Here is a 4,118-nt window from a genome sequence, read left to right as displayed (position 1 = left end):
CCACCCGCACCCCAAAGGACTCCATCAACCGAAACAGCCCCACCTCCAACGCAAACAACCCCGCCTGCGTAAACACCGTCCGACCCAACAACCCCCCGCCCTCACCACCAGGAACACCGTCGGCGAACACCACCTCCTTCAACGGCCGCTCCAACAGCACATCAAACCGCGCACACACCTCATCGAAGGCAGCAGCGAACACGGGAAAGGCCTCATACAACTCCCCACCCATCCCAGCCCGCTGACTCCCCTGACCGGAGAACAACACCGCCACACGCCCCGACCGCACACGCCCCACCACCACACCACCGGCACCACCGGCACCACCGACGGACTTGCCCTCCGCCAGCCCCACAAGCCCACCGGTCAGCTCCTCCACATCCGAGCCAAAGACGACAGCACGGTGCTCGAACACCGCACGCGAACTCACCAGAGCACGCCCCACGCCCACCGCATCCACGCCACCGTCGGCCTGAGCAGCGCTGACATGCTCCAGCAGTCGGCTGGCCTGAGCCGCCAACGCACCCGCACTACGCCCCGACACCACCCACGGCACCACACCACCACCAGCCGAAACCACCTCTACATCCGCGGCCTCATCCACCGGTGCTTCCTCGAGAACGACGTGAGCGTTAGTCCCCGACACGCCGAAGGAAGACACCCCAGCCCGCCGGACCCGCTCCCCACGCGGCCAAGCCACAGGCTCAGTCAGCAGCTGCACCGCTCCGGCGTCCCAGTCCACGTGCGAGGACGGCCGGTCCACATGCAACGTGCGCGGCAGCATCTCCTGGTTCAGGGCCATGACCATCTTGATCACACCACCCACACCCGCAGCCGCCTGCGTGTGACCGATGTTCGACTTCAACGCTCCCAGCCACAACGGCCGACCGTCTTCCCGACCTTGCCCATAGGTGGCCAGCAGCGCGTGCACCTCAATGGGATCGCCCAACCGGGTCCCGGTCCCATGACCCTCAACAGCATCCACATCCGCCGCCGACAACCGCGCATTGGCCAGCGCCTGCCGAATCACCCGCTCCTGCGACGGACCATTCGGCGCCGTCAACCCATTCGACGCCCCATCCTGATTCACAGCCGAACCACGCACCACCGCCAACACCCGATGCCCCCGCACCCGAGCATCCGACAACCGCTCCAACAACAACACACCAACACCCTCACCCCAGCCGGTGCCATCCGCTGCCTCGGCGAACGCTTTGCAACGGCCATCGGCCGCCAGGCCACGCTGTCGAGAGAACTCCACGAATGCGATGGGTGTGGACATCACTGTCGCCCCACCAGCCAGGGCCATCGAGCACTCACCGCTGCGCAACGCCACACTCGCCTGATGCAGAGCCACCAACGACGACGAACATGCCGTATCCACCGTCACCGCCGGACCCTCAAGACCGAAGACATAGGCAAGACGGCCGGACATGGCGCTGGCCGTGTTACCCGTCAGAAGATACCCGTCACCGTCTTCGGCGTCGTCCTGGAACCGCGAAAGGTAATCCTGACCATTGGCTCCGATGAATACCCCGACTGGTGATTCGCTCAGCTCGGAAGGGTTGATCCCGGCAGCCTCTATGGCCTCCCAGGACGTCTCCAGCAGCAGCCGCTGCTGCGGATCCATCGCCAGCGCCTCACGTGGAGAAATCCCGAAGAACTCCGCATCGAAATCCGCCGCATCCTGCAGGAACCCGCCGCTCACGGCATAGGTCTTCCCAGGCCGACCCGGGTCCGGATCGTACAGATCCTCCAGCTCCCAACCACGATCGGCAGGGAACCCAGATAGTGCGTCTGCGCCATTGGCCAGCAGAGTCCAGAGCTCATCCGGTGACGCGGCATTCCCCGGATACCGACAGGCCATACCGACGATGGCAATCGGTTCGTGTGCACGGTCTTCCAACTCGCGCAGACGCCCACGGGCATCGCGAAGGTCGGCCGTAGCACGCCGCAGATAATCGAGAGTCTTCTCGTCAACCGACATGGTTCTATCCCGCCTTCCTTTAAGCCCGGAGATCCTTAACGTTCCAGCTCGCCGTCGAGAATGCTGAATAGCTCATCAGCCGATGCAGTTCCGAGGTCTTCGGTATCCGACTCGGAATTCCTGCCCCACTTGGTGAGGAGCCCGCGTAGGCGGGTGGAAACGACGGCCGCCTCGGCATCGGCCCAGTCAATGCCGGCAAGGGCCGCTTCCAATTTGTCGATCTCGCTCATGATGCCCTGCGCAGTGGTCTGCGGAGCCCCGTCGATCTGCTTGAGCAGAACGTTGGCAATGGCCGCTGGAGTCGGATGATCGAAGACCAGAGTGGTCGGCAGGCGTAGTCCGGTGATGTTGCTGAGCTGGTTTCGGAGCTCGACTGCGGTGAGGGAATCGAAGCCCAATTCCTTGAGCGCTCGCTTCTCCTCGATTCCGTACGGATCGGTTCGTCCCAGCACCGTGGCGACGTGGGTACGGACCAGGTCCAGCACCAACCGCTCCCGCTCTTCCGGAACGGCCATGGCGACCCAGTCGCGCCACTCGGCGCCCGGGCCACTGCCATTCCCGGCCGCTGCCTTCCGGACCGGCCTGCGCACCAACTGACGCAGCACCGTCGGTACGGACACCGGCCGGTCCCCGAACGCCTTGAGGTCCAACCGCACCGGCAGCACCACAGCGCGGTCCGCATGCATCGACCGGTCAAACGACGCCAAGGCATCCTCAGTGGCCATCGGAATGATCCCCAACCTGTCCATACGGGCGAGATCGGTCTCGTTGAGGTTCTGGGTGATTCCGCTGGCCTGTGCCCACAGGCCCCAGGCCAGGGACACGGCGGGCAGACCGTGGGCGTGGCGGTGCTGGGCCAGGGCGTCGAGGAAGGCGTTGGCCGCCGCGTAACTCCCCTGCCCACCGGCACCGAGCGTGGCCGCGACGGAGGAGTAGAGCACGAACGCCTCCAGGCCCATGTCCCGGGTCAGCTCATGCAGATGCCAAGCCGCATCCACCTTCGGAGCCAACACCCGCTGAACGCGCTCATCGGTCAGCCCCTCCACGACGCCGTCGTCCACCACGGCTGCGGTGTGGACCACGCCTCGCAGCGGAAGCTCTGCCGAGATGGCGGCCAACAGCTCGCGTACGGCTTCACGGTCGGCCACATCACAGGCGGCCACGGCGACCGACGCCCCAGCCGCCTCCAGCTCAGCCACCAACTCCGCTGTCCCCGGAGCCTCCAGGCCCCTACGGCTGGCAAGGAGCAGATGCCCCACCCCATGCTCGACCACCAGATGCCGGGCCACCACACCCGCCAACACACCCGACCCGCCCGTCACCAACACCGTCCCGCCGGAGACCAACCGCGTAGACGCCTCGGGGGCCGCTGCGGACTTAGCCACCATGCGAGACAAGCGCGGGACCAGGACAGTGCCGCCCCGGACCGCCAGCTGCGGCTCCTCACCAGCGGCAACGGCCCGTACCACCGCGTCCGCTGCAGCGGAGCTGATCTCGACGTCGGTGTCGTGGTCCAGGAGGAGGAACCGACCGGGATTCTCCGTCTGCACCGACCGCAACAAACCCCACACCGGAGCCTGCACCAGACCCGCCACATCCTCCCCCGCCTCCGTGGCAACCGCACCACAGGTGACCACCACCAGACGAGACCCGAACAGGCGCTCCTCACCCAACCACCGCTGCACCGCAGACAGCACAGCGGACAGCGACTCCCCCACCCCGGCAACCAGACCGCTCTCACCGCCGCTCGTCGGGCAGGACAGCACCACCGTCTCCGGCACCACCTCGCCCACATCCAGCGCGCTGATCAACGCCGGGACATCAGCAAAGCGGGCACACGCCCCACCCGCACGGACCACCGCCTCACCCAACCCGACATCCGAACCCACGAGCGCCCACGAACCCCCAACAACAACCGAAGCCGACGGGGCCACCGGCTGCCAGTCCAACTGGAACAGCGAGTCATAACGACTGACCTGCGCGGCCTGCAACTGCTCAGCCGAGATCGGCCGCAGAGCCAGCGACCCAATGGAGACCACCGGCTGACCCGCCGCATCCGCCACCTCCAACGCCACCGCATCCGCCCCCACCCGAGTCAGCCGCACCCGCACCACCGACGCACCCGAGGCAT

2 protein-coding genes are annotated in these 4,118 nt (G+C 66.4%); both read right to left on the bottom strand.

Translation table 11 applies throughout. The features are described 5' to 3' along the window. The coding region (locus ACFXB5_RS52940) for a type I polyketide synthase (RefSeq protein ID WP_385223133.1) at positions 1–1,987 on the bottom strand (1,987 nt) is incomplete at its 3' end. 35 nt (positions 1,988–2,022) lie between these two features. Then, positions 2,023–4,101, bottom strand: a complete 2,079-nt coding sequence (locus ACFXB5_RS52935) for an SDR family NAD(P)-dependent oxidoreductase (protein WP_385223131.1) — start codon at positions 4,099–4,101, stop codon at positions 2,023–2,025. Positions 4,102–4,118: the final 17 nt, after the last annotated feature.

The organism is Streptomyces sp. NPDC059455, from assembly GCF_042750115.1.
GTDB lineage: Bacteria > Actinomycetota > Actinomycetes > Streptomycetales > Streptomycetaceae > Streptomyces > Streptomyces endocoffeicus.
Note: the sequence above shows the minus strand (reverse complement) of the source record. Positions and strands in the feature narration are given on the sequence as shown.